Source organism: Cellulomonas massiliensis JC225 (assembly GCF_000312005.1).
GTDB lineage: Bacteria > Actinomycetota > Actinomycetes > Actinomycetales > Cellulomonadaceae > Cellulomonas > Cellulomonas massiliensis.
Map to the genome: position 1 here is coordinate 2,713,490 of NZ_HE978588.1, position 23,455 is coordinate 2,736,944.

Below are 23,455 nucleotides of genomic sequence, written 5' to 3' on the forward strand. Positions count from 1 at the left end.
GTCACTCCTTCGGGGACGTCGGCCGCGGCGAGGACGAGGGCTGGCCCGGCGCGGCGGGCGGCGCGGCGTCGGCCGAGGTGGCCCCGCCGGGCTCGACCGCGCCGGCGGGCTGGGCGGCACGGTCCTCGCGGCGCGTCGCGAGCAGGCTCGCGACGGTGGCGACGGCGAGCGTGCCGAGGATGACGGTCAGCGACAGCCAGATCGGGATCTCGGGGGCCCACTCGACGGGCTCGCCGCCGTTGATGAACGGCAGCTCGTTGACGTGCAGCGCGTGCAGCAGCAGCTTCACGCCGATGAAGCCGAGGATGACCGCGAGGCCCTGCGACAGGTACACGAGCCGCTCGAGCAGGCCGCCGATGAGGAAGTACAGCTGGCGCAGGCCGAGCAGCGCGAACGCGTTCGCCGTGAAGACGATGTACGGCTCGGAGGTGAGGCCGTAGATCGCGGGGATCGAGTCGAACGCGAAGAGGATGTCGGCGGAGCCGATCGCGACCATGACCACGAGCATCGGCGTGATGAAGCGGCGCCCGTCGATCCGGACGGTGAGCCGGTCGCCGTGGTACTCGTCGGTGGTCGGCACGACGCGCTTGAGCGCGCGGACGGCCAGGCCGTCGCGACGCAGGGCGGCGTCCTGCGCGACGTCGTTGTCGTGGTGCTCCCGCGCGAGCGAGATCGCGGTGTACACGAGGAACGCGCCGAACAGGTAGAACACCCACGAGAACTGCTCGATCGCCGCGGCCCCCGCGAGGATGAACAGCGTGCGCAGCACGAGGGCGATCGCGACGCCCACCAGCAGCACCTTCTGCTGGTACTCCCGCGGCACCGCGAACTTCGTCATGATGATGAGGAAGACGAAGAGGTTGTCGACCGACAGGCTCTTCTCGGTCACGTACCCGGCGAAGTACTCGGCGCCGGGACCCCAGCCCGCGACCATGCCGAGCCCGATGCCGAACACGACGGCGAGGCCGATGTAGACCGCGGACCAGATCGCCGACTCCTTGAAGCTCGGCGCGTGCGGCGTGCGCACGTGGGCGAAGAAGTCGAAGACGATGAGGCCGACGACGACAGCGCCGGTCACGATCCACGCGAGCAGGGAGACGTCCATGGGTGAACCCTTCGGTACAGGCGGACACGTCGAGTACCGAAGGTCTCCCCCACCGGCGCTGGAGGCCGGCCGGTCGCACCGGGACCTGGACGACCAGGAGCCGTGATGACGATGCGAGCGCTTGTGGGGTACTCCCCTTCAACCTGGCGAGCATACGTCACCCGCACCGGGGCGGCAGCGAGACGTCCGCCACGACCCGGTGGGGTCGCCCGTCACTGCAGGCAGAACTCGTTGCCCTCCGGGTCGGTCATGACCACCCAGAACTCGCCCATCTTCTCGCGCTCGTCGACCTGCCGGGCGCCGAGGGCGACCAGCTCCCGGGCCCGCGCGCGGACGAGCTCCGGGCGCTGCGGCGCCTCCACGGCGGCCGCCACGTTGACGTCCAGGTGCACCCGGTTCTTGGCGGTCTTGCCCTCGGGCACACGCTGGAAGAACAGCCGCGGGCCGACGCCCTCCGGGTCGATCACCGCCCACGCGCTGTCCCGCTCCTCGGGCGGCACGCCGACGTGCTCGAGGAACTCCTCCCAGGTCCCGAAGCCGGCGGGCGGGTCCTGCGACCGGTACCCGAGCACCTGGGCCCAGAACTCCCCGAGCGCGCGGGGGTCGTGCGCGTCGAACGTCACCTGGAACTCGACAGCCATCGACGTCTCCTTCGCCGTCAGCGCAGACTCGAGCGCCCCTGCGGCCCGGCGGCGCACCGCGCCACCGGGCGCTCTCAGGCGGTCGCCGCCTGCATCTGCCGGAGCTCCTTCTTGAGCCCCGAGATCTCGTCCCGCAGCCTCGCGGCGAGCTCGAACTGCAGCTCGCCGGCGGCGCCGTGCATCTGGTCGGTCAGGTCCTGGATCAGGTCGGCGAGCTCGCTCGCGGCCGCCCCCGTGAGCCGCGTGCGCTCGTCCCGCGGGACGTTGCGGGATCCAAAGCCCGGCACCGGCGCCTTCCCACGGCTGGACTGGCGGCCGGCCCCGCCCAGCAGCTCCGCGGTGTCGGCGTCCTCGCGCGCGAGCAGGTCGGTGATGTCGCCGATCTTCTTGCGCAGCGGCTGCGGGTCGACGCCGTGCTCCGCGTTGTAGGCGAGCTGCTTCTCACGCCTGCGGTTCGTCTCCTCGATCGCGAGCTCCATCGCCGCCGTCACCGTGTCGGCGTACATGTGCACCTGCCCGGACACGTTGCGGGCGGCGCGGCCGATCGTCTGGATGAGCGACTTGCCGGAGCGCAGGAAGCCCTCCTTGTCCGCGTCGAGGATCGCGACGAGCGAGACCTCCGGCAGGTCGAGGCCCTCGCGCAGCAGGTTGATGCCGACCAGGACGTCGTACTCGCCGAGGCGCAGCTCTCGCAGCAGCTCGACGCGCCGCAGCGTGTCGACCTCGGAGTGCAGGTAGCGGACGCGCACACCCTTCTCGAGCAGGTAGTCCGTGAGGTCCTCGGCCATCTTCTTGGTCAGCGTGGTGACCAGGACGCGCTCGTCGCGCTCCACGCGCTCGTTGATCTCGTGCAGCAGGTCGTCGATCTGGCCCTTGGTCGGCTTCACGACGATCTCGGGGTCGACGAGCCCGGTCGGACGGATGATCTGCTCGACCACGCCGTCGGCCATCGACAGCTCGTAGTCCCCCGGCGTCGCCGACAGGTACACCGTCTGGCCGATCCGCTCGACGAACTCCTCCCAGCGCAGCGGGCGGTTGTCGACCGCGCTGGGCAGGCGGAAGCCGTGCTCCACGAGCGCGCGCTTGCGCGACATGTCGCCCTCGAACATCGCCCCGATCTGCGGCACCGTCACGTGCGACTCGTCGATGACGAGCAGGAAGTCCTCGGGGAAGAAGTCGAGCAGCGTGTTCGGCGCCGACCCCGCGGTGCGGCCGTCGATGTGGCGGGAGTAGTTCTCGATGCCCGAGCACGAGCCGATCTGGCGCATCATCTCGATGTCGTACGTCGTGCGCATGCGCAGCCGCTGCGCCTCGAGGAGCTTGCCCTGCCGCTCGAGCTCGGCGAGCCGCTCCTCGAGCTCGAGCTCGATGCCGCGGATCGCGCGCTCCATGCGCTCGGGGCCCGCGACGTAGTGCGTCGCGGGGAAGATCATCATCTGCTGCTCGGACCGCACGACCTCGCCGGTCAGCGGGTGCAGCGTCGCGATCGCCTCGATCTCGTCGCCGAAGAACTCGATCCGGACGGCCAGCTCCTCGTACATCGGGATGATCTCGACGGTGTCGCCGCGCACCCGGAACGTGCCGCGGGTGAACGCCATGTCGTTGCGGGCGTACTGCATCTGCACGAACCGGCGCAGCAGCTGGTCACGGTCCACCTGGTCGCCCACCGACAGCGTCACCATCCGGTCGACGTACTCCTGCGGCGTGCCCAGGCCGTAGATGCAGCTGACCGACGCGACCACCACGACGTCGCGCCGGGTGAGCAGGGAGCTCGTCGCCGAGTGCCGCAGGCGCTCGACCTCGTCGTTGATCGACGAGTCCTTCTCGATGTAGGTGTCCGTCTGCGCGATGTACGCCTCGGGCTGGTAGTAGTCGTAGTACGACACGAAGTACTCGACCGCGTTGTTCGGCAGCAGCTCGCGGAACTCGGTCGCCAGCTGGGCGGCGAGCGTCTTGTTCGGGGCCATGACGAGCGTCGGGCGCTGCACCTGCTCGATCAGCCACGCGGTCGTCGCCGACTTGCCCGTGCCGGTCGCACCCAGGAGCACGACGTCCTTCTCCCCCGCGTTGACGCGGGCGGCGAGCTCGGCGATCGCCTGCGGCTGGTCGCCCGAGGGCTGGAACTCGGAGACCACCTCGAAGGGCGCGACCGTGCGCTGCAGATCGGTGACAGGACGCATGGCTCCACCGTACGGGGCGGCACCGACACGGACGCCTGGAGGGGCGCTCCGTCCGCTGAGGGCGCAGCCGAGCCCGGGTCAGCCGACGCGTTCGACGAGCTGCACCGGGTGGCCGTCCGGGTCCTCGACGAAGGCCACCGACAGCCGGCCGTCGAGGAACGGGTGCGGGGCGGAGTGCTCGCGCCCGCCCGCCGCCAGGGCGGCGGCGTGCGCCGCGGCGACGTCGTCGGTCCAGAGGGTCACGCACGCGCGGTGGCCGCTCGTCACCGGCGCGATGCCGTGGCTCTCGGCGGCCGGGCCGGGCAGCGCGAGCCCGAGGCCGAACCCTCCGAGCTGCATCTCGATCTTGGCCGGCGCCTCGTCCGGCGCCCGGAACGTCTCCCGGAAGCCGAACGTGCCGTAGAACCGCGCCGCGCGCTCGCAGTCGCCGACGAAGAGGATGACCTGGGGGTCGAACAGCTCCACCCGCGCGACCGTACGCGCCGCCGCGGCAGCCGGCGAGCCGGCCGCGCAGCTCAGTCGCCGGTGACCAGGGTGACGATCGCCTGCGGGTCCTCCGCGAGGACGCCCGAGACGAGCCAGTCCATGTAGACCGTGTAGACCGAGAAGCCGAGGAGCTTGCGGCGCCCCATCGGGACGAGCGACGCGACGCCGCCCTCCTTCGTCTGGAAGCTGTTGATCGCGGTACGGGCGGTCGTGCGACCGGCCGCGCGCTGCGCCTCGACGGTGAAGCGCATGAGCTCCTCCGCCGTGATGAGGTCGTGCAGCGAGAGGCCGACGTCGTTGAGCGTGCGGTTCTGGACGCGCACGCGGCCCGTGTCGTCCCGGACCTTGCCCGCGGCGGCCTCCGCCAGCTCGAGCACACGGCCCGGCGAGAGCGTCGTCCCGATCGAGACGGAAGCGCGCGACTGTGCCGGCTTGGTCATCGTTCCCCCGTCCTTCCGGCGTGGGCGTCGACCGTCGTGGGCGACGCTGCAAGCGGATGATCGTCACTCCGGGCGCGGATGTGGAGTGGATCACACCGCATTCACCTGAACGGGTGACCAGGACGGGGCGCGCCGGCGCGCTACGCCGGGCGGAAGGCGTCCGCCTCGTCCGCACGCTCGACGCTGAGCCGCGCCCACAGGTCGTCGACCTGGGTGCGGAGCTCGGCCTCGCTGCCGGTGCCGTCGAGCACCACGTCGGCGGCGGCCAGTCGCGTCTCGTCGTCGGCCTGCGCCGCCACGCGGGCCTCGGCGTCGTCCCGCGCCATCCCCCGCAGGCGGACGAGCCGCTCGACGCGCAGCAGGGCCGGCGCGTGGACGACCACCACGACGTGGAAGGTGTCGGCCTGCCCGGTCTCGACGAGGAGCGGGATGTCGTGGACGACGACGGCCGCCGGGTCCGCCGCCGCCGCTGCCGCCTCCCGCTCGGCGGACAGCCGCCGCACCACGGGGTGCACGATCGCCTCGAGCCTGCGCCGCGCCTCGTCGTCGGCGAACACCCGCCGGCCGAGCGCCGCGCGGTCGAGCGCGCCCTGGTCGTCCAGGACCTCCGCGCCGAACTCCTCGACGACCGCGTCCAGCCCGACCGAGCCCGGCGCGAGCGCCTCGCGCGCGAGGACGTCGGAGTCGACGACCACCGCCCCCAGCTCGGCGAACCGCCTCGCCGCGACCGACTTGCCGGCCGCGATGCCACCCGTGAGCCCGATGCGCTGCATCCGCCCATCGTGCCGGACCGGGCCGCTCGGCGCGCCCCCGCCTCCGGCGGGGACGCCGACGGGCCGGCCACCCCGGAGGGTGACCGGCCCGTCGTGAGCCTGCCGGCGCGACGTGCGCGCCCGTGGCGTCAGTTGCCCGTGAGCTTCTCCCGCAGGGCGGCGAGCGCCTCGTCGGACGCGAGGGTGCCGGCGGCCTCCTCGGTCGAGGACGAGTAGCTGGCCGGAGCCGGCGTCGAGTCGCCACCGCCGGACGCGGCCTCCGTGTCGGCCTTGACGGCCTCGGTGACCTGCTTGCGGTGCGCCTCCCAGCGCTCGTGAGCGGCCGCGTACTGGGCCTCCCACGCCTCGCGCTGGGCGTCGTAGCCCTCGAGCCACTCGTTCGTGGCCGGGTCGAAGCCCTCGGGGTACTTGTAGTTGCCCTGCTCGTCGTACTCCGCGGCCATGCCGTACAGGGCCGGGTCGAAGTCCTCGGAGGTCGGGTCGAAGCCCTCGTTCGCCTGCTTCAGCGACAGCGAGATGCGGCGACGCTCCAGGTCGATGTCGATGACCTTGACGAAGACGTCGTCGCCGACCTGCACGACCTGCTCCGGGATCTCGACGTGGCGCACGGCCAGCTCCGAGATGTGGACGAGGCCCTCGATGCCGTCCTCGACGCGCACGAACGCACCGAACGGGACGAGCTTCGTGACCTTGCCGGGCACGACCTGGCCGATGGCGTGCGTCCGGGCGAACGCCTGCCACGGGTCCTCCTGCGTCGCCTTCAGCGACAGCGAGACGCGCTCGCGGTCGAAGTCGACGTCGAGCACCTCGACCGTGACCTCCTGGCCGACCTCGACGACCTCGGACGGGTGGTCGATGTGCTTCCAGGACAGCTCGGACACGTGGACCAGACCGTCCACGCCGCCGAGGTCGACGAACGCACCGAAGTTGACGATCGACGAGACGACACCGGGCCGGACCTGGCCCTTCTGCAGCGTCTGCAGGAAGGTCGAGCGGACCTCCGACTGCGTCTGCTCGAGCCACGCACGGCGCGACAGGACCACGTTGTTGCGGTTCTTGTCGAGCTCGATGATCTTCGCCTCGATCTCCTTGCCGACGTACGGCTGGAGGTCGCGGACGCGACGCATCTCGACGAGCGAGGCGGGCAGGAAGCCGCGCAGACCGATGTCGAGGATGAGGCCGCCCTTGACGACCTCGATGACGGTGCCGGTGACGACGCCGTCCTCCTCCTTGATCTTCTCGATCGTGCCCCACGCGCGCTCGTACTGCGCACGCTTCTTCGACAGGATCAGACGACCCTCCTTGTCCTCCTTCTGGAGGACAAGGGCCTCGACCGCGTCGCCGACCTTGACGACCTCACCCGGGTCGACGTCGTGCTTGATGGACAGCTCGCGGGAGGGGATGACGCCCTCGGTCTTGTAGCCGATGTCGAGCAGGACCTCGTCGCGGTCCACCTTGACGATGGTGCCCTCGACGATGTCGCCGTCGTTGAAGTACTTGATGGTGGCGTCGATCGCGGCGAGGAGGTCCTCGGCCGTGCCGATGTCGTTGACCGCGACCTGCGGCGTGGCGGGCTTCGCGGGGGTGGAGATGCTCATGTAGGGATGGGCTCCGATGCGGACAGGAAGTAGGACGGGCAGATGGCGTGCCGGGACCGGCACGTGGATGGAGATGGTCGACGCCGAGTTCTTCGTCCCTGGACCCGCCGCCCAGCCGGCCGGTGACCGGCAGGGCTGAACGAGCATCACGACGAGGGCGCGCGGCGCCGCCGACCACCTTATCCGGGGCCGTGCGGGCGGGTCAAAGCGCGCGGGCGCCGCCCGGGCGTCCGAGCGCGGGCGGCGCTCAGGCGAGCGCGCTCGCCACCTGCAGCAGGTCGCCGGGCACGTGCTTGACCTTGCCGGCCACGTCCGCGATCGGCACGAGCTCGACCTCCTCGCCCCGCAGCGCCGTCATGACGTTCGTCCGGCCCGCGGTCACCGCGTCGATCGCCGCCATGCCGAAGCGCGAGCCGAGGATGCGGTCCTGCGCCGTGGGGATCCCGCCGCGCTGGACGTGCCCGAGGACCGTCACGCGCGTGTCGAACCCGGTGCGCTGGGCGATCTCGGCCTTGAGCCGCTCGCCGATCGCGCCCGCGACGATCTCGCCGAACTGGCCGACCTCGGTCTCGTACTCCATCGCCGTGCCGGGGGCCGGGATCGCGCCCTCCGCGACGACGATGATGGAGAAGCTCGCGTGCGCCCGGTGCCGGTGCCGCAGGAACTTCTCGATCCGCTCGATGTCGAACGGCTCCTCCGGGGCGAGCACGATCTCCGCGCCGCCCGCGATGCCGCTCGTCACCGCGATCCAGCCCGCGTGCCGGCCCATGACCTCGACGATCATCACGCGGTTGTGGGACTCCGCCGTGGTGTGGATGCGGTCGATCGCCTCCGTCGCGATCGTCACCGCCGTGTCGAACCCGATCGACGCGTCGGTCCCCCACACGTCGTTGTCGATGGTCTTCGGGATGCCGACGACCGGCACGCCGGCCTCGGCCACCTTGCTGGCGGCGTGCAGGGTGCCGTCGCCGCCGATGCAGATGAGCGCGTCGATGCGCTCCGCCTCGAGCGTCTGCACGACGGCGTCCAGCCCGCCGTCGTTGCGGTGCGGGTGGAACCGCGCGGTGCCGAGCAGCGTGCCGCCCTGCGACAGGACGTTGCGGATGTCCCCGCGGCCCAAGGGCCGCACGTCGCCGTCGACGACGCCCTTCCAGCCGTTGCGGAAGCCGATGATCGAGTGGCCGTACTGGCCCTCGCCCCGCTTGACGACGGCACGGATGGCGGCGTTCAGCCCGGGGACGTCGCCGCCGCCCGTGAGCAGTCCGACTCGCACGAAGAGCTCCTTCGGTGGGGTGCTGGGGTGCCGCGTCGCGCGTCGTCGGGCGAGCAGTGCCGCCAGCCTAGCCACCGTCCCGCGGGCCGAGGTGCACCTTCCGTCCGGGCCCGGCACGCCACACTGGTGGTATGGACGACCGCCTCGCCAGCGCCGGCTACGAGCACGTCCCCGACGACGCCGGCGGCACCGCGGCGCAGGGCTGGTGGGACGCGAACGCGGCGGAGTACCTCGCGGAGCACGGGCGGTTCCTCGGGCCCGCCGACTTCTGCTGGTCGCCCGAGGGTCTGCGCGAGGGGGAGGCGCGGCTGCTCGGCGACCTGCGCGGCCGGCGCGTGCTCGAGGTCGGCGCCGGCGCGGCCCAGTGCTCGCGGTGGCTCGTCTCGCACGGCGTCGACGCCGTCGCCTCGGACGTCTCGGCCGCGATGCTCGCGGCGTCGCGCGCCTACGACGAGGACACCGGGCTGCGCACGCCCTGCGTCCAGGCAGACGCCCGCGCGCTGCCGTTCGCGGACGCGTCGTTCGACGTGGTGTTCACCGCCTACGGCGCGCTGCCGTTCGTGCCGGACGCCGGGCGCGTGCACGTCGAGGCCGCGCGCGTGCTGAGGCCCGGGGGCACCTGGGCGTTCTCCGTGACGCACCCGGTCCGCTGGGCGTTCCCCGACGACCCCGGCGAGAGCGGGCTCACCGCCACGCGGTCCTACTTCGACCGGCGGCCGTACGTCGAGCGCAGCGAGGCCGGCCGCGTCCTGTACGCGGAGTACCACCGCACGCTCGGCGACCACGTCGCCGACCTCGCCGGCGCGGGCTTCGTGCTCGAGCGGCTCGTCGAGCCCGAGTGGCCGGAGGGCCACACCCGCACGTGGGGCGGGTGGAGCGCGCTGCGGGGCGCCCTGCTGCCGGGCACCGCGGTCTTCGTCTGCCGCCTGCCCGCCTGACGGCGGCGCCGGGTGGCGGCGGCCCGGGGTGCCGGGCCGCCGCCACCGGGGCGCTCAGTGCACCGTCGCCTTCTCGGCGCCCGCGCCGGTGAGCGAGCGGACCTCCATCTCGGCGAACTTCTCCGGGTGCGGCTTCTCCTTCGACAGCAGCGTCCCGACGATGCCGAGCAGGAACGCCAGCGGGATCGTGATGAGGCCCGGGTTCTCCAGCGGGATGACCGCGAAGTCGATGCTGGTGTCCCGGATCATCGACAGGCTCTTGCCCGTCGCCGGGTCGACCTTGCCCGACACCACCGGCGAGAACGTGATGAGGACCAGGCAGGAGATGAGCCCGCCGTACATGCTCCACAGCGCACCGGAGGTGTTGAACCTCTTCCAGAACAGCGAGTAGAGGATCGTCGGCAGGTTCGCGCTGGCCGCCACGGCGAAGGCGAGGGCGACGAGGAACGCCACGTTCTGCCCGTTGGCGAAGATGCCGCCGATGATCGCGAGGATGCCGATGACGATCACGGTGATCCGGGCGACCCGCACCTCGCCGTCGGGCTTGACCTGCCCGCGCTTGATGACCGAGGCGTAGATGTCGTGCGCGAACGACGTCGCGGCCGTGATCGTCAGGCCCGCCACCACCGCGAGGATCGTCGCGAACGCGACCGCCGAGATGATGCCGAGCAGGACGGTCCCGCCGAGCTCGAACGCCAGCAGCGGCGCCGCCGAGTTGACGCCGCCCGGCGCCGCCTTGATGACGTCGGGGCCCACGAGCGCGCCGGCGCCGTACCCGAGCACCAGGGTGAACAGGTAGAAGATGCCGATGAGCCAGATGGCCCACACGACGGAGCGACGCGCCTCCTTGGCGGTCGGCACCGTGTAGAAGCGCATGAGCACGTGCGGCAGCCCGGCGGTGCCGAGGACGAGCGCCAGCGCGAGCGAGAGGAAGTTGAGCTGGCTCGTCGGGGTGGCGCCGTACTGCTTGCCGGGGCCGAGCAGCGCCTCGCCGCCCTCGCCCGCCTTGTCGACGGCGCCCTGCAGCAGGTCGGACAGGTTGAAGCCGAACTTCGCCAGCACCCACACGGTCATGACGCCGGCGCCGGCGATGAGCAGCACCGCCTTGATGATCTGCACCCAGGTCGTGCCCTTCATGCCGCCGATGAGCACGTACAGGATCATCAGCGCGCCGACCACGGCGATGACGACGCCCTGGCCCGCGACGCCCTCGATGCCGAGCAGCAGCGCGACGAGGCCACCCGCACCCGCCATCTGCGCGAGCAGGTAGAAGAACACGACGGCGAGCGTGGACAGCGCCGCCGCCATCCGCACCGGACGCTCCTTGAGCCGGAACGAGAGCACGTCGGCCATCGTGAAGCGGCCGGTGTTGCGCAGGAGCTCCGCCACGAGCAGCAGCGCGACGAGCCACGCGACGAGGAACCCGATCGAGTACAGGAAGCCGTCGTAGCCGTTGATCGCGATGGCGCCGCAGATGCCGAGGAACGACGCGGCGGACAGGTAGTCCCCCGCGATCGCCGTGCCGTTCTGCGGGCCGGTGAACGAGCGGCCGGCGGCGTAGTAGTCGGCCGCCGTGCGGTTGTTGCGCGAGGCCCGCAGCACGATGACGAGGGTCACGAGCACGAACGCGGCGAAGATCGCGATGTTGACGACGGGGTCGCCGACCTTCTCGGTCGTCGTGGCGGCGGTCACGAGGCCGCTCATGCGACCTCACCCCCGTCGACCGTGCCCTCCTCGATGTGCCGGCGCAGGCGCTCGGCCACGGCGTCCTGCCGGTTGTTGGCCCAGCGGGCGTAGATCATCGTGATCGCGAACGTCGAGACGAACTGGCCGAGCCCGAAGAGCAGGCCGACGGTGATGTTCCCCCACACCTTCGTCGACATGAAGTCGTGCGCGTAGTTCGCCAGCAGGACGTAGACGAAGTACCACACCAGGAACAGCGCGGTCATCGGGAAGACGAAGTTCCGGAACCGCCTGCGCAGCGCCTGGAACTCCTCGGAGCGTTGGACTCTCTGGTAGTCGGTCTCGAACTCGCCGACGGTGTCGGTCATACCGCCTCCTCGGTCTCGCAGTGGCCTCGTTGCCACCGCGCACACTCTGGCGCATGACTGCGGCACCTCGCCACGCATCACCCGAAATCGTTATCGACCAGGAGACGACGGGCGAATCGCCCGTGCTGCGGAACGTGACCGGTCGGCGCCCATCGCGTGACTCCGCGGCTCGGACGCCGGGCATCGCGCGCCGGCGGCCGTCAGTGCCCGGCGGCGTGCCAGCTCGCGCCGACGCCCACCGAGACGTCGAGCGGGACGTCCAGCGGGCCGTCGGGCAGGCCGTCGCCGGCCGCGCCCATCCGCTCGCGCACCAGCGCCTCGACCTCCTCGCGCTCCCCGGGCGCCACCTCGAGCACGAGCTCGTCGTGGACCTGGAGCAGGAGGCGCGAGCGCAGCCCCCGGCGGACGAGCTCACGGTCGACCCCGAGCATCGCGACCTTGATCAGGTCGGCGGCGCTGCCCTGGATCGGCGCGTTGAGCGCCATGCGCTCGGCGGCCTCCCGGCGGATGCGGTTGTCGCTCACGAGGTCCGGCAGGTAGCGCCGGCGGCCCAGCACCGTGGCGGTGTAGCCGGTCGCGCGGGCCTGGTCCACGACCCCCGTCAGGTAGTCGCGCACCCCGCCGAACCGGGCGAAGTAGTCCTGCATGAGCGCCGACGCCTCGCCCACCTCGACCGCGAGCTGCTGGGACAGCCCGTAGGCCGACAGCCCGTACGCGAGTCCGTAGCTCATCGCCTTGATCTTGGAGCGCTGCGCGGGCGTGACGGCGTCGGTCGGGACCCCGAACACGCGGGAGCCGACGTAGCTGTGCAGGTCCTCCCCCGAGCGGAACGCGGCGATGAGACCCTCGTCGCCGGACAGGTGCGCCATGATCCGCATCTCGATCTGCGAGTAGTCGGCCGTCAGCAGCGTCTCGTAGCCGCCGCCCACGACGAACGCGCGCCGGATCTGGCGGCCCGCGTCCGTCCGCATGGGGATGTTCTGCAGGTTCGGGTCCGTCGAGGACAGGCGCCCCGTGGCCGCGATCGTCTGCTGGAACGTCGTGTGGATCCGTCCGTCGGGCGCCACGGAGCGCAGCAGGCCCTCGACGGTCTGGCGCAGGCGGATCGCGTCCCGGTGCGCGAGCAGGTGCTCCAGGAACGGGTGCTGCGTGCGCGCGAACAGGTCGGTCAGCGCGGCGGCGTCGGTCGTGTAGCCGGTCTTGATCCGCTTCGTCTTGGGCATGCCGAGCTGGTCGAACAGGATCTCCTGCAGCTGCTTGGGCGAGCCCAGGTTCACCTCCCGGCCGATCACCGCGAACGCCTCCGCGGCGGCCTCGTTGACGACGCCGTCGAACTCGCGCTCGAGGCCGCTCAGGTACTCGACGTCGATCGCGATGCCGGTGCGCTCCATCCGCGCCAGCACGTCCTCCAGCGGCAGCTCCAGGTCCGTCAGCAGCGCGGTCGCGCCGCGGTCCGCGACCTCCTGCCCGAGCACCTCGACGAGGTCGCGCACCGCGGCGGCGCGCACGGCCGCCCGGCGGCCCTCGTCGGAGCCGTTGATCTCGAGGTCGAGCGCGCCCTGACCGGCCGAGCTCGCGTCGTCGGCGGCCAGCTCCCGCCGCAGGTACCCGATGGCGAGGTCCGACAGGTCGTAGGCGCGGCGGTCGGGCTGGCACAGGTACGCCGCGAGCTCGGTGTCGAAGGCGACGCCCTGCAGCGTCAGACCACGCCCCGCCAGGGCGTGCCACGCCGTCTTGGCGGCGTGCAGCGCCTTCGGCTCCTGCGCCGAGGCGAGCCACGCGGCGAGCGCCGACTCGTCGACCGGGTCGATCTCGCCCAGGTCGTACACCGCCGCCACGCCGTCCGCGTCGGCCAGCGCGACGCCCCACGCGTCGCCACCGGCGGGCGCGCCGGACCCGCGCACGTCGACGCCGAGCACCTGCCCGGCGCGCTCCTGGAGCCAGCGGCCGAGGGCCCCCGGCGCGAGCGCGGCGACGTCGGCGAGGCCGCCGGCCACCGGCTCGGCGGGCTGCCCCTCGTCGGGCAGCATCGCGAACAGGCGGTCGCGCAGCGTCCGGAACTCGAGCTCGTCGAGGATCGTGTGCAGGGCCTGGCGGTCCCAGGGCCGCGCCTCGAGGTCCTCGGGACCGAGCGGGAGCTCGAGGTCCGTGACGAGCGCGTTGATCCGCCGGTTGAGCTGGACCTGCTCGAGGTTCGCCCGCAGCTGCTCCCCCGCCTTGCCCGGCACCTGGTCGGCCGAGGCCACGACGCCCTCCAGCCCGCCGTACGTGGTGATCCACTTGGCCGCGGTCTTCGGCCCGACCCCCGGGATGCCGGGCAGGTTGTCGCTCGTCTCCCCCACGAGGGCCGCGAGGTCGGGGTAGCGCTGCGGCGGCACGCCGTACTTGGCCTCGACCGCCGCCGGGGTCATGCGCGACATCTCGGAGACGCCGCGCACGGGGTAGAGCACCGTCACGGCGTCGCCGACGAGCTGGAAGGCGTCCCGGTCGCCGGTGCAGACGAGCACCTGCATGCCCTCCGCGACCGCCTGCGTCGTGAGGGTCGCGAGGATGTCGTCCGCCTCGTACGCCGGCTTGGTGAGGACGGGCACGTGCATCGTCGCGAGGACGCGCTGGATGACGTCCACCTGGCCGCGGAACGGCTCGGGCGTCGCGTCGCGGTTCCCCTTGTAGGCCTCGTACTGCTCGGTGCGGAAGGTGGTGCGACCGAGGTCGAACGCGACCGCGACGTGGGTCGGCTCCTCGTCCCGCAGGAGGTTCGCGAGCATCGAGACGAAGCCGAAGACGGCGTTCGTGGGCTGTCCCGTCGAGGTCGCGAACTTGTCGACCGGGAGCGCGAAGAACGCGCGATACGCCATCGAGTGGCCGTCGATCAGCAGGAGGCGGGCGGGCCGGCTGGGGGCGGACGACGGACGTGCTGGCTGTTCGGCGCTCACGGGTGCCAACCTATCTGCCATGTCCGACACCTCGACCGCGGCCCTGCGCACCCTGTCCCTCGACGGGACCCTCATCGAGCGGATGGGGATCGAGATCGTCGCCCTGTCCGCCGAGCGCGCGGTCGGCACCATGCCGGTCGAGGGGAACACGCAGCCGGCCGGCCTCCTGCACGGCGGCGCGAGCGCGGTGCTGGCCGAGACGCTCGGGTCGTTCGCCGCCTACCAGCACGCCGGCCCGGGCCGGGCCGCCGTCGGCATCGAGCTGAGCGCCACGCACCACCGCTCGGCACGCTCGGGCGTCGTCACGGGGACCGCGACGGCGGTCCACCTCGGCTCCACGCTGGCGAGCTACGAGGTCGTCGTCGAGGACTCCGACGGCCGGCGGCTGTGCACCGCGCGGCTCACGTGCATGCTGATCGACGCGCGCGGCTGATCCGCCGCGACCGTCCGGCCCGCGTCGCGCACCTGGCGGCGCCGGGCGATCAGGTCCTCCAGGCCGCGGCCCCGCGCCCGCCGCGCCGGCTCGTTCGTCGCGGCGACCGCGTCGGACGCGAGGCGACGCTGCAGCGAGGCGACCGACACGACCCGGTGCGAGGCCGCCGGCGCGAAGCCGACGCGCGCCAGGAAGCGCTGCATCCCGCGCGAGCCCGGCAGCGGCGAGGCGAACATCTCCGTCGCGCCCGCCTCCTCCGCGGTCGCCACCGCGCCAGCGAGTAGCGCGTGGCCCAGCCCTCGGCGGCGGGCGTCGGGGTGCACGAACACGGCCTCGATGTTGAGCATCGCCTGGTCGGTGAACGGGCCGGGCCCGACGACGCGCGCGATGAGCAGCCCGCAGACCTGGTCGTCGAGGGTGCCGACGAGCAGCCGGCCCTCCGGGAACGAGATGAGGGCGCCGAGCTGGTCGCGCAGGCGGTCGGCGTCGTCCGTGCACAGCTGCCCCCCGACAGCGGCCTCACGACGACCCACCAGGCACAGCTCCGTCAGCGCGGCCAGGTCCTGCGGCCGGGCCGGGCGGGCATGAACTCCAGGACGCACGGGCTGCGACCTCCTGTCGGACGGGGGGATCCGGTCGGTGCGCCACCTCTGCCCGCGATGGCTCCGGACGATCATGGACCAGGCGACGGCGTCCTGCCTACCCCTGCAGGTCACGCCCTGGGACGACGGAGTCCACACCTTGGATACGGCCACGATGTGGTCACGATCGCATGACTTTCGTCCCGGACACGTCCGCGGACTCGCCAATCGTGAAACCCACAGGACACAATCCCTGCCTATCGTCCTGCCACCCGGCAGGGTGGACCTGCCGAGCGGCACCGTCGCCCTCGTCCCGAGGGCATCCAGCGGCGTCCCTCACGAACGGACGGAGGTACGGGTTGCGACCCGTCGACACGGTGGTCAGGCCCTTGCGGCCGCCCCGCACCCTCGTCGCTCTCCTCGCGGCGGCCCTGGCCGTCCTGGCGACACTCGTCATCACCGCCGTCCCGGCCGGCGCGGCCGCCACGCCGTGCGAGCCCGACGACACGACCGCGTGCCTCAACATCACGGTCACGGAGCCCGGCTCCGGACCGGTCGCCGGCGTGGAGCTCACCGTCGAGGGGCAGGGGCAGGACGTCTCCGTCACCACGGGCGACAACGGCCGCGCCAGCGTGCCGCTCACGACGGCCGGCGACTACACCGTCACGGTGGACGAGGCGAGCCTCCCGTCCGGCAAGGGCCTGCTGCACCCCGAGGCCAACCCGGCGACGGTCCCCGTCGTGCTGGGCCGCTCCGCGGGCCGGATCGTGCAGGTCGGCGACCCGTCCGACGCGCAGCCCGGCAGCGGCGGCGGCGCCTCCGCCACGCCCGGCGCGACGTCCGCCCCCGGCGCGACGGCGCAGCCCACGGACGAGGCCGGCACCGGCACCGAGGCCTCAGCCGGTCCCGGCACCAACCGGTACGCCCAGCTCGTCCTCGCGGGCACGGTCTTCGGGCTGCTGCTCGCGCTCGCGTCGCTCGGCGCGAACCTCATCTACGGCACGACCGGCCTGTCCAACTTCGCGCACGGCGAGCTCGTCACGCTCGGCGGGATGACGGCGTTCATGGCCGTGCAGTGGTGGGACCTGCCGCTGTGGCTCGCGATCGTCGTCGCGACCGCGGCCGGCGCGCTCGCCGGATGGCTCCTCAACCGGTTCATCTTCGCGCCCCTGCGGCGCCGGGGCGTCGGCGTGACGCAGCAGATGATCGTCACGATCGGCCTCGCGCTCGCGCTGCTGTCGACGTACCTGTTCATCTACGGCGCGCAGCCCGTGCCGATCGTCTCCGGCATCTCGACCCGCATGCAGATCGGCCCCGTGCAGATCTCCGCGCAGTCGCTCGTCTCGGTCGCGATCGCGGTCGTCGTGCTGGCCGCCGTGGCGTTCACGCTGTCGCGGACCCGGCTCGGCCGCGCGACCCGCGCCGTGTCGGACAACCCCGCGCTCGCCGCGGCGACCGGCATCAAGGTCGAGTCGATCATCACCCGGGTCTGGATCGTGTCCGCCGCGCTCGCGTCGCTCGGCGGCGTGCTGCTCGCGCTGTACCTCAACACGACGCGGTTCAACTTCGGCTCGACGCTCCTGCTGCTCATGTTCGCGGCGATCACCCTCGGCGGGCTCGGCTCGCCGGCGGGCGCCGTGCTCGGGGCGCTCGTCATCGGCCTCGTCGTGGAGCTGTCCACGCTGTTCCTGCCGAACGACATGCGCTACGCGAGCGCGCTCGTCATCCTCATCCTCGTCCTGCTGATCCGGCCGCAGGGCATCCTCGGACGCGCCGAGCGCATCGGCTAGCGGGAGTCGTCGACATGGACCTCGGACAGCTCTTCACCAACGTGCTCAACGAGATGACGGGACCGACCGCCATCGCGTACGCGCTCGCCGCGATCGGGCTCAACATCCACTTCGGCCTCACGGGCCTCATCAACATGGGCCAGGCCGGCTTCATGCTGCTCGGTGCGTACGGGTTCGCCATCACGACGATCGAGGGCGGCCCGCTGTGGCTCGCGTTCCTCGTCGCGGTCGCGGCCGCCGTCGTCTTCGCGCTGCTGCTCGGCCTGCCGACCCTGAAGCTCAGAGGCGACTACCTCGCGATCGTCACGATCGCCGCCGCGGAGATCGTCCGGATGATCGGACGCTCGACAGCCCTGACCGAGCTCACCGGCGGGTCGGAGGGCCTCACCGGCAACTCGTTCAAGCACACCTTCCAGGACGCGTCGCCGTTCCCCGACGACCGCTGGACCCTCGGCCCGCTCACGCTCGCGACGAACACCTCCAACAGCTGGTGGCTGCGCATCGTCGGCTGGGCCGTCGTCGCTCTCGCGTGCCTGTTCGTCTGGCGGCTCATCCGCTCCCCGTGGGGCCGCGTGCTCAAGGGCATCCGCGAGGACGAGGACGCCGTGCGCGCGCTCGGCAAGAACGTCTACTCCTACAAGCTCCAGGCGCTCGTCCTGGGCGGCGTGTTCGGCGCGCTGGGCGGCATCGTGTTCGTCCTGGCGAGCTCCGTGCAGGCCGACTCGCTCGGCCGTCCGGTCACGTTCAACACCTGGACCATCCTGCTGCTGGGCGGTGCCGCCACGGTGCTCGGGCCGGTGCTCGGCTCGCTGCTGTTCTGGGGCGCGCTCATCTTCGTGCGCGGGCTGCTGCGCGGCGTCGTGCCCGACGGCTCGCTCACCGTGCAGCAGATCGAGCAGGTGGGCTGGGTGCTGGTCGGCATCACGCTGATGCTGCTCATCGTGTTCCGACCCCAGGGCATCCTGGGCGACAAGAAGGAGCTGGCGATCAATGCCCGTTGACATGCCGGTCCAGGACGTCGTCGAGCAGGCCCGGCGCGGCCTCGCGTCGGTCGAGCACGTCCCCGGGTCCGCCAAGCCGGACGCGCTGCTCGTCGCCGACGGCGTGCGCCGCAGCTTCGGTGGCGTCAACGCGGTCGACGTCGAGCACCTCGAGGTGCAGCGCCACGTCATCACCGCGCTCATCGGCCCGAACGGGGCCGGCAAGACGACCTTCTTCAACCTCATGACGGGCTTCGACAAGCCCGACGCCGGGCGGTGGGTCTTCGACGGCAGGACGCTCGGCGGGGTCTCCGCCTCGCGCGTGGCGAAGGCCGGCATGGTCCGCACCTTCCAGCTGACCAAGGCGCTCGCCCGCATGACCGTGCTGGAGAACATGCGCCTCGGGGCGCGCGAGCAGCCCGGCGAGAACCTGTTCGCGGCGCTCGTGAAGCCGCTGTGGGCGCCGCGCGAGCGGGAGATCACCGACAAGGCGATGCAGCTGCTCGAGCGCTTCAAGCTCGACACCAAGAAGGACGACTTCGCCGGGTCCCTGTCCGGCGGTCAGCGCAAGCTGCTGGAGATGGCGCGCGCCCTCATGTCCGACCCGCAGCTCGTCATGCTCGACGAGCCGATGGCCGGCGTGAACCCCGCGCTCACCCAGTCGCTGCTGGGGCACATCACCGACCTGCGCGACTCGGGCACGACCGTGCTCTTCGTCGAGCACGACATGCACATGGTCCGGCACATCTCCGACTGGGTCGTCGTCATGGCGCAGGGCCAGGTCGTGGCGGAGGGGCCGCCGGCCGACGTGATGGCCGACCAGGCCGTCATCGACGCCTACCTGGGCGCGCACCACGACACCGACCTCGGCGACGACGCGCTGCTCGACGAGGGCGGCGCGATCGACGCGGAGGCCGAGGCCGAGGCGGACGCCGAGATCGAGGAGAAGCCGTGACCGAGACCACCGCCCCCGCGCTGCACCGCGGCGCCCCCGCGGGCGAGCCGCTGCTGCACGCCGACGAGCTCGTCGCCGGCTACCTGCCCGGCGTCAACATCCTCAACGGGTGCTCGCTCGTGCTGCACCCCGGCGAGCTCGTCGGGATCATCGGGCCCAACGGCGCCGGCAAGTCCACGCTGCTCAAGGCGCTGTTCGGGCTCGTCGCGATCCGGGAGGGGTCGCTGACGCTCAAGGGCGAGAGCATCACGAACCTGCGCGCGGACTCCCTCGTCAAGCGGGGCGTCGGCTTCGTGCCGCAGACGAACAACGTGTTCCCCTCGCTCACGATCGAGGAGAACCTGCAGATGGGCGTCTACCAGACGCCGCAGAAGTTCTCCGAGCGCCTGGACGTCGTGCTCAACCTGTTCCCCGAGCTCGTCAAGCGCCGCAAGCAGCGGGCCGGCGCGCTCTCGGGCGGCGAGCGGCAGATGGTCGCGATGGCCCGGGCCCTCATGCCCGAGCCGTCGGTGCTCCTCCTGGACGAGCCGTCGGCCGGCCTGTCGCCCGTCCGGCAGGACGAGGCGTTCCTGCGGACGCGCCGGATCAACAAGGCCGGCGTGTCCGTCGTGATCGTCGAGCAGAACGCCCGCCGGGCGCTGCAGATCTGCGACCGCGCGTACGTGCTCGACCAGGGGCGCAACGCGTACTCCGGCCCGGGCCGCGACCTCATGAACGACCCGAAGGTCATCGAGCTGTACCTGGGCACGCTGGCGGCCGACGTGGACGCCGCGCGCGCCGCCGACGAGCACGGCGGTCCCGGGGTGCCCCCGACGGCCTGAGCGCTCCCCCGGCCCGCGCCGGCACCACCGAGGCCCCGACCGCCCTCCACGGCGGTCGGGGCCTCGTGGCGTGCGGGCCCGCGGCCGGCGGTCCACGTCAGGAACCCGCGGGCGCCGGCCACGCCGACGCACGAGGGCCCCCGGAGCGCTGCTCCGGGGGCCCTCGCGTCCAGCGTCAGGTCAGCCGATCATCCGGCCGGGACCTCGCCCTCCTCGGAGCGGCTGAAGGTGTAGGTGTTGTCGGCACCGAACTTGTAGATGCCGATGAACGCCGACGACGGGTCGTTCTTCTCGTTGAACGGGCCGACACCGGACGCCGACGTGTAGTCGATGTCCTTGCCGTCCGCGACGAGCTTGGAGCACTCCTCCCAGCCGGTGCACTCGGTGCCACCGTTCGCGCCGGAGACCGCCGCCATGTTCTTCTGGATCGTCGCCCCGTCGGACGCGCCGCCCTTGAGCGCGGCGAGCGCGACCAGCATGGTGGCGTCGTACGACTCGGGGCCGTACGAGTAGTCCTTGAGGTCGGGGTCGACGCCGAGCATGCGCTGCTGGAACTCCTCCGACGGGTAGGCGCCGGGCAGCGTGCCCTGCGCGTCCGTCAGCGTGCCCTCGGGGAAGCCGGTGTCGCCCTCGGTGCCGAAGTTCTGCAGGTTGCCGTCCACGAAGTAGGTCTTGCTCATGTCCCACTTCTGGGCCGCGAGCTCGCGCACGATCGCCGGGGTCTGGTCGGTGAAGGCCAGGACCACGATGGCGTCGGGCTTCTTCGCGATGGCGTCGCCGACGATCGTCGCGAAGTTCGTCTCGGCCGGGTCGAACTCCTGGCCCTTGGCGCCGTAGACGATCGAGCCGCCCGCGCCCTCGACGACGCCCGCGACGACGTCGCGCAGCGACGTGCCGTACGAGTCGTTGAAGACGAGGATGCCGACGTTGGACGCACCGTCGGAGACGACGAGGTTGCCCAGCACGTCACCCTGGACGGTGTCCGGCGGCGCGGTACGGAAGTAGAAGTCCGAGTACCCCGAGAGGTCGGTCGCGGTGTTCGCCGGGGAGACCTGGACGATGCCGGCCCCCGTGATGTCGTCGATGACGTTGAGCGTCACCGAGGACGAGGCGGCGCCGATGATCGCCGACACGCCAGCGCTGATGAGGCTCTGCGCGGACGCGGTGGAGACCGAGGCGTTCTGCGCGTCGGACGAGTCGGTGTGCGTGACCTTGACGTCGGCCCCGAACAGGCCGCCCGCGTCGTTGATCTCCTTGACGGCGAGGTCGACACCGGCGATCTCGGGCGGGCCCAGCTGCGCGAGCGAGCCGGTGACGGGGAGCAGCGTGCCGATGTGCAGCGGCTCGCCGCTCGCACCACCGCCGCCGCTGGTCTCGCCACCGCCGGGCTCGCCGGAGCTCGAGCAGGCGGTGAGGGCCAGAGCCAGCGCGCCGGCGACGGCGAGGCCCCGTCCTGCGTGTGTGGAACGAATCATGCGTGGTACCCCTCTGTGAGCACTGCACCCACCGGGCCCAGGCACGGGCCGCGGCGATGTGGCGCGAACGTACTCATGGTTTGTGTCCGCCATGTGAATGGCAACGTCTCGCCCTGATGTCGTTGCGCAGTTGTTACCGACGGGTCGCTCAGGGGCCCTTCGGCACGACCGAACCGGTGCGACGGTCATGACAGCGCTGGTGAAACGGTCACCCGAACGAGTGCTTCCGCGGGCCGAGATCCCGGCGCCCGGCCTCCGAGACGCGCGTCCGCCGCCGGGCGGTCGCAGGCCGTGCCCGGCATGATCGGCGGGTGCGCCTGGCGACCTTCAACCTCCTGCACGGCATGTCCCCCGCCGACGGCCGCGTCGACCTCGACCGGTTCGCCGCCGCCGTCCGCTCGCTCGACGCCGACGTGCTGGCGCTGCAGGAGGTCGACCGCGGCCAGCCGCGCTCGCACCGCGCCGACCTCACCGCCCTCGCCGCCGAGGCGGCGGGCGCGACGGACGCCCGGTTCGCCCCGGCGATGACCGGCGGCCCCGGCGTGTGGCGTGCCGCTCTCGGGCCGGTGCGGGGGGTGCCGCAGTACGGGATCGCGCTCGTGAGCCGCCACCCGGTGACGGCGTGGGACGTGTGGCGGCTGCCCCGCCGGCGGACGTGGACCCGGGAGCCGGGCTCGCGCCTGCCGCGGCCGCGCCGGGACGAGCCGCGCGTCGCCCTCGTCGCGCACGTCGACGCACCCGAGGGCCGGCTCACGGTCGTCGCGACCCACCTGGCGTACCTGCGCGGCCACAGCGGCCAGCAGCTCGCCTACCTGCGCGACCGGGTCGCCGACCTCCCGCGACCGCTCGTGCTGCTCGGCGACCTCAACCTGGGGCTCCCCGGCGTGCTCGAGACCTCGGGCCTTCGGACGCTCGCCGACGTGCCGACCTTCCCGGGCCACGCTCCCCGGACGCAGATCGACCACGTGCTCGTGGACGGGCCCGTCGAGGCGGTGTCCCCCGCCCGTGCCGTCGACACCGGCGTGTCGGACCACCGCGCGCTCGTCGTCGACGTCACGCTCGGCTGACCAGCACCCGGCCCGGCCGGTCGCGGACGCCGCCGGAGGACCGGCGGGGTCAGAAGGTCAGGACCCGTTGCCGACCTGCTCGATGACCGCGTCGGCCACCTCGCGCATCGTGAGACGGCGGTCCATCGACGTCTTCTGGATCCAGCGGAACGACTCGGGCTCGGTGAGGCCCATCTTCGTCATGAGCAGCCCCTTGGCCCGGTCGACGCGCTTGCGGGTCTCGAACCGCTCGGCCAGGTCGGCCACCTCGGACTCCAGCGCGGAGATCTGCGCGTAGCGCGAGATGGCGATCTCGACGGCCGGCAGCAGGTCCGCCGGGCTGAAGGGCTTCACGACGTACGCCATGGCGCCGGCGTCCCGGGCGCGCTCGACGAGCTCGGTCTGCGAGAACGCGGTCAGCAGGACGACCGGCGCCAGGTGCGCCTTGCCGATCCGCTCCGCGGCGGAGATGCCGTCGAGCACCGGCATCTTGACGTCCATGACCACGACGTCGGGCTTGAGCTCCGTCGCCAGCGCGACCGCCTGCTCGCCGTCACCGGCCTCGCCGACGACCTCGAACCCGGCCTCCCGCATCGTCTCGACGACGTCCATGCGGATGAGCGCCTCGTCCTCGGCGACGACCGCGCGGCGCGGCGGGCGCGCAGCGGCGGGCTTCTGCTCCTGCGGAGCAGCGACGGCGTCGAGGTCGAGCTCGGCGGGCGTCGACGGTTCGGTGCTGGCGTCCTTGGTCACGGGCACATCGTAGTGGGACGGGGCCCCGGCGCGTCCGACGCGTCCCGGGGATTCCCTGTGAGGCGGACCACGCGCGGCCGCGGGACGGGGAGCCGGCCGGGCCGGCGATATCCTGCCGACCTGGCCCCGATAGCCCAACCGGCAGAGGCGTTCGGCTCAAACCCGATCCAGTGTGGGTTCGAATCCCACTCGGGGCACCA

21 protein-coding genes and 1 tRNA gene are annotated in these 23,455 nt (G+C 72.3%); 8 read left to right on the top strand and 14 right to left on the bottom strand.

Going from position 1 to position 23,455, the window contains the following annotated elements:
* Window position 1: 1 nt before the first annotated feature.
* From HGCM_RS12875 to HGCM_RS12915, 8 genes are all read right to left on the bottom strand, one after another.
* The gene (locus tag HGCM_RS12875; RefSeq protein ID WP_019137247.1) at window positions 2-1,105 is read right to left on the bottom strand and encodes a TerC family protein; all 1,104 of its coding nucleotides are present in this window, start codon (window positions 1,103-1,105) and stop codon (window positions 2-4) included.
* A 212-nt stretch (window positions 1,106-1,317) separates the two neighbouring features.
* Window positions 1,318-1,746, bottom strand: a complete 429-nt coding sequence (locus HGCM_RS12880) for a VOC family protein (RefSeq protein WP_019137248.1) — start codon at window positions 1,744-1,746, stop codon at window positions 1,318-1,320.
* Window positions 1,747-1,820: 74 nt separating this feature from the next.
* Window positions 1,821-3,926 (bottom strand): excinuclease ABC subunit UvrB, encoded by a 2,106-nt coding sequence (gene uvrB, locus HGCM_RS12885; protein WP_019137249.1) that lies wholly within the window; start codon window positions 3,924-3,926, stop codon window positions 1,821-1,823.
* A gap of 78 nt (window positions 3,927-4,004) precedes the next feature.
* On the bottom strand, window positions 4,005-4,391 hold the full coding sequence (locus HGCM_RS18910; RefSeq protein WP_019137250.1) for a VOC family protein: 387 nt from the start codon (window positions 4,389-4,391) through the stop codon (window positions 4,005-4,007).
* Window positions 4,392-4,441: 50 nt separating this feature from the next.
* Complete coding sequence (locus tag HGCM_RS12900) at window positions 4,442-4,852, bottom strand: hypothetical protein (RefSeq protein WP_019137251.1); 411 nt, start codon at window positions 4,850-4,852, stop codon at window positions 4,442-4,444.
* A gap of 140 nt (window positions 4,853-4,992) precedes the next feature.
* Window positions 4,993-5,625 (bottom strand): dephospho-CoA kinase, encoded by a 633-nt coding sequence (gene coaE / locus HGCM_RS12905; protein ID WP_019137252.1) that lies wholly within the window; start codon window positions 5,623-5,625, stop codon window positions 4,993-4,995.
* A 128-nt stretch (window positions 5,626-5,753) separates the two neighbouring features.
* Window positions 5,754-7,223 (bottom strand): 30S ribosomal protein S1, encoded by a 1,470-nt coding sequence (gene rpsA, locus HGCM_RS12910; protein ID WP_019137253.1) that lies wholly within the window; start codon window positions 7,221-7,223, stop codon window positions 5,754-5,756.
* Between the two features lie 247 nt (window positions 7,224-7,470).
* Window positions 7,471-8,496: a 6-phosphofructokinase gene (locus HGCM_RS12915; protein WP_019137254.1), complete on the bottom strand. Its 1,026-nt coding sequence runs from the start codon at window positions 8,494-8,496 to the stop codon at window positions 7,471-7,473.
* 131 nt (window positions 8,497-8,627) lie between these two features.
* On the opposite strand from HGCM_RS12915, the gene HGCM_RS12920 reads away from it, so the two are divergent.
* Window positions 8,628-9,434, top strand: a complete 807-nt coding sequence (locus tag HGCM_RS12920; protein ID WP_019137255.1) for a class I SAM-dependent methyltransferase — start codon at window positions 8,628-8,630, stop codon at window positions 9,432-9,434.
* A 54-nt stretch (window positions 9,435-9,488) separates the two neighbouring features.
* Here HGCM_RS12920 and HGCM_RS12925 read toward each other — a convergent pair whose 3' ends face one another.
* From HGCM_RS12925 to polA, 3 genes are all read right to left on the bottom strand, one after another.
* Window positions 9,489-11,138, bottom strand: coding sequence for a monocarboxylic acid transporter (locus HGCM_RS12925; protein WP_019137256.1), 1,650 nt, complete (start codon window positions 11,136-11,138; stop codon window positions 9,489-9,491).
* Window positions 11,135-11,485 carry a DUF485 domain-containing protein gene (locus HGCM_RS12930; RefSeq protein ID WP_019137257.1) on the bottom strand — a complete coding sequence of 117 codons (351 nt, stop codon included), beginning with the start codon at window positions 11,483-11,485 and terminating at the stop codon, window positions 11,135-11,137. Before HGCM_RS12930 ends, HGCM_RS12925 begins: the two co-directional genes overlap by 4 nt.
* Before the next feature lie 200 nt (window positions 11,486-11,685).
* Complete coding sequence (gene polA, locus HGCM_RS12935; RefSeq protein ID WP_026075461.1) at window positions 11,686-14,442, bottom strand: DNA polymerase I; 2,757 nt, start codon at window positions 14,440-14,442, stop codon at window positions 11,686-11,688.
* On the opposite strand from polA, the gene HGCM_RS12940 reads away from it, so the two are divergent.
* Window positions 14,441-14,854 (top strand): PaaI family thioesterase, encoded by a 414-nt coding sequence (locus tag HGCM_RS12940; RefSeq protein WP_019137259.1) that lies wholly within the window; start codon window positions 14,441-14,443, stop codon window positions 14,852-14,854. The genes polA and HGCM_RS12940 overlap by 2 nt on opposite strands.
* Here HGCM_RS12940 and HGCM_RS12945 read toward each other — a convergent pair.
* Window positions 14,770-15,456, bottom strand: coding sequence for a GNAT family N-acetyltransferase (locus HGCM_RS12945; RefSeq protein WP_026075462.1), 687 nt, complete (start codon window positions 15,454-15,456; stop codon window positions 14,770-14,772). The genes HGCM_RS12940 and HGCM_RS12945 overlap by 85 nt on opposite strands.
* Window positions 15,457-15,824: 368 nt before the next feature.
* Here HGCM_RS12945 and HGCM_RS12950 point away from each other — a divergent pair, with 368 nt between their 5' ends.
* The 4 genes from HGCM_RS12950 to HGCM_RS12965 are packed head-to-tail and all read left to right on the top strand — an operon-like array spanning window position 15,825 to window position 19,981.
* Entirely contained in the window at window positions 15,825-17,225 is a 1,401-nt protein-coding gene (locus tag HGCM_RS12950) for a branched-chain amino acid ABC transporter permease (protein WP_019137261.1), read from the top strand.
* Between the two features lie 14 nt (window positions 17,226-17,239).
* Window positions 17,240-18,226 carry a branched-chain amino acid ABC transporter permease gene (locus HGCM_RS12955; protein ID WP_019137262.1) on the top strand — a complete coding sequence of 329 codons (987 nt, stop codon included), beginning with the start codon at window positions 17,240-17,242 and terminating at the stop codon, window positions 18,224-18,226.
* 1 nt (window position 18,227) lies between these two features.
* A complete protein-coding gene (locus HGCM_RS12960) occupies window positions 18,228-19,160 on the top strand; it encodes an ABC transporter ATP-binding protein (protein ID WP_019137263.1) in 933 nt (310 codons plus the stop codon).
* Complete coding sequence (locus tag HGCM_RS12965) at window positions 19,157-19,981, top strand: ABC transporter ATP-binding protein (RefSeq protein ID WP_019137264.1); 825 nt, start codon at window positions 19,157-19,159, stop codon at window positions 19,979-19,981. The genes HGCM_RS12960 and HGCM_RS12965 overlap by 4 nt, the downstream gene beginning before the upstream one ends.
* Window positions 19,982-20,169: 188 nt before the next feature.
* On the opposite strand, the gene HGCM_RS12970 is transcribed toward HGCM_RS12965, so the two are convergent.
* Window positions 20,170-21,456: an ABC transporter substrate-binding protein gene (locus HGCM_RS12970; protein WP_019137265.1), complete on the bottom strand. Its 1,287-nt coding sequence runs from the start codon at window positions 21,454-21,456 to the stop codon at window positions 20,170-20,172.
* A gap of 311 nt (window positions 21,457-21,767) precedes the next feature.
* Between HGCM_RS12970 and HGCM_RS12975 the strand changes: the two genes are divergently transcribed.
* Window positions 21,768-22,523 carry an endonuclease/exonuclease/phosphatase family protein gene (locus HGCM_RS12975; RefSeq protein ID WP_019137266.1) on the top strand — a complete coding sequence of 252 codons (756 nt, stop codon included), beginning with the start codon at window positions 21,768-21,770 and terminating at the stop codon, window positions 22,521-22,523.
* Between the two features lie 57 nt (window positions 22,524-22,580).
* On the opposite strand, the gene HGCM_RS12980 is transcribed toward HGCM_RS12975, so the two are convergent.
* Entirely contained in the window at window positions 22,581-23,255 is a 675-nt protein-coding gene (locus HGCM_RS12980; protein ID WP_019137267.1) for an ANTAR domain-containing response regulator, read from the bottom strand.
* Between the two features lie 123 nt (window positions 23,256-23,378).
* Here HGCM_RS12980 and HGCM_RS12985 point away from each other — a divergent pair.
* Window positions 23,379-23,455 (top strand) — tRNA-Leu (locus HGCM_RS12985).

What these genes read in the sequence shown, in the direction of transcription:
- HGCM_RS12925 (WP_019137256.1), bottom strand. Translation starts at nt 11,138, where the DNA reads ATGAGCGGCCTCGTGACCGCCGCCACGACGACCGAGAAGGTCGGCGAC.
- HGCM_RS12940 (WP_019137259.1), top strand. Translation starts at nt 14,441, where the DNA reads ATGTCCGACACCTCGACCGCGGCCCTGCGCACCCTGTCCCTCGACGGG.
- rpsA (WP_019137253.1), bottom strand. Translation starts at nt 7,223, where the DNA reads ATGAGCATCTCCACCCCCGCGAAGCCCGCCACGCCGCAGGTCGCGGTC.
- HGCM_RS12875 (WP_019137247.1), bottom strand. Translation starts at nt 1,105, where the DNA reads ATGGACGTCTCCCTGCTCGCGTGGATCGTGACCGGCGCTGTCGTCGTC.
- HGCM_RS12900 (WP_019137251.1), bottom strand. Translation starts at nt 4,852, where the DNA reads ATGACCAAGCCGGCACAGTCGCGCGCTTCCGTCTCGATCGGGACGACG.
- uvrB (WP_019137249.1), bottom strand. Translation starts at nt 3,926, where the DNA reads ATGCGTCCTGTCACCGATCTGCAGCGCACGGTCGCGCCCTTCGAGGTG.
- polA (WP_026075461.1), bottom strand. Translation starts at nt 14,442, where the DNA reads ATGGCAGATAGGTTGGCACCCGTGAGCGCCGAACAGCCAGCACGTCCG.
- HGCM_RS12960 (WP_019137263.1), top strand. Translation starts at nt 18,228, where the DNA reads ATGCCGGTCCAGGACGTCGTCGAGCAGGCCCGGCGCGGCCTCGCGTCG.
- HGCM_RS12970 (WP_019137265.1), bottom strand. Translation starts at nt 21,456, where the DNA reads ATGATTCGTTCCACACACGCAGGACGGGGCCTCGCCGTCGCCGGCGCG.
- HGCM_RS12930 (WP_019137257.1), bottom strand. Translation starts at nt 11,485, where the DNA reads ATGACCGACACCGTCGGCGAGTTCGAGACCGACTACCAGAGAGTCCAA.
- HGCM_RS12880 (WP_019137248.1), bottom strand. Translation starts at nt 1,746, where the DNA reads ATGGCTGTCGAGTTCCAGGTGACGTTCGACGCGCACGACCCCCGCGCG.
- HGCM_RS12920 (WP_019137255.1), top strand. Translation starts at nt 8,628, where the DNA reads ATGGACGACCGCCTCGCCAGCGCCGGCTACGAGCACGTCCCCGACGAC.
- HGCM_RS12955 (WP_019137262.1), top strand. Translation starts at nt 17,240, where the DNA reads ATGGACCTCGGACAGCTCTTCACCAACGTGCTCAACGAGATGACGGGA.
- coaE (WP_019137252.1), bottom strand. Translation starts at nt 5,625, where the DNA reads ATGCAGCGCATCGGGCTCACGGGTGGCATCGCGGCCGGCAAGTCGGTC.